At 51.2% G+C, this 1,128-nt stretch carries 1 rRNA gene; it reads right to left on the bottom strand.

The window, feature by feature from the left end:
• Positions 1 to 1,128 (bottom strand): 23S ribosomal RNA (locus BAQ44_RS09510); the annotation flags it as partial.

Genomic DNA, 1,128 nt, shown 5'->3' on the forward strand with positions numbered 1-1,128 from the left:
TGCTTGGACGTGCACAACCAATCGCACGCTTCTTCTATCCTTCTGCGTCCCTCCATTGCTCAAACGATAAAGAGGTGGTACAGGAATATCAACCTGTTGTCCATCGCCTACGCCTGTCGGCCTCGGCTTAGGTCCTGACTAACCCTGAGCGGACGAGCCTTCCTCAGGAAACCTTAGGCATTCGGTGGACGGGATTCTCACCCGTCTTTCGCTACTCATACCGGCATTCTCACTTCTAAGCGCTCCACCAGTCCTTCCGGTCTGACTTCACTGCACTTAGAACGCTCCCCTACCACTGATACCATTGGTATCAATTCGCAGCTTCGGTGGTGTATTTAGCCCCGGTACATTTTCGGCGCAGAGTCACTCGACTAGTGAGCTATTACGCACTCTTTAAATGGTGGCTGCTTCTAAGCCAACATCCTAGTTGTCTAAGCAACTCCACATCCTTTTCCACTTAATACACACTTTGGGACCTTAGCTGGCGATCTGGGCTGTTTCCCTCTTGACTACGGATCTTATCACTCGCAGTCTGACTCCTAAGGATAAGTCATTGGCATTCGGAGTTTGACTGAATTCGGTAATCCGATGAGGACCCCTAGTTCAATCAGTGCTCTACCTCCAAGACTCTTACACTTAAGGCTAGCCCTAAAGCTATTTCGGGGAGAACCAGCTATCTCCAGGTTCGATTGGAATTTCTCCGCTACCCACACCTCATCCCCGCACTTTTCAACGTGCGTGGGTTCGGGCCTCCATTCAGTGTTACCTGAACTTCACCCTGGACATGGGTAGATCACCTGGTTTCGGGTCTACGACCACGTACTAAACGCCCTATTCAGACTCGCTTTCGCTGCGGCTCCGCCTCTTCAGCTTAACCTCGCACGGGATCGTAACTCGCCGGTTCATTCTACAAAAGGCACGCCATCACCCATTAACGGGCTCTGACTATTTGTAGGCACACGGTTTCAGGATCTCTTTCACTCCCCTTCCGGGGTGCTTTTCACCTTTCCCTCACGGTACTGGTTCACTATCGATCACTAGGGAGTATTTAGCCTTGGGAGATGGTCCTCCCAGATTCCGACGGAATTTCACGTGTTCCGCCGTACTCAGGATACATTCAAGAGAGAA

Source organism: Bacillus mobilis (genome assembly GCF_001884045.1).
In the GTDB taxonomy this organism is placed as follows: Bacteria; Bacillota; Bacilli; order Bacillales; family Bacillaceae_G; genus Bacillus_A; species Bacillus_A mobilis.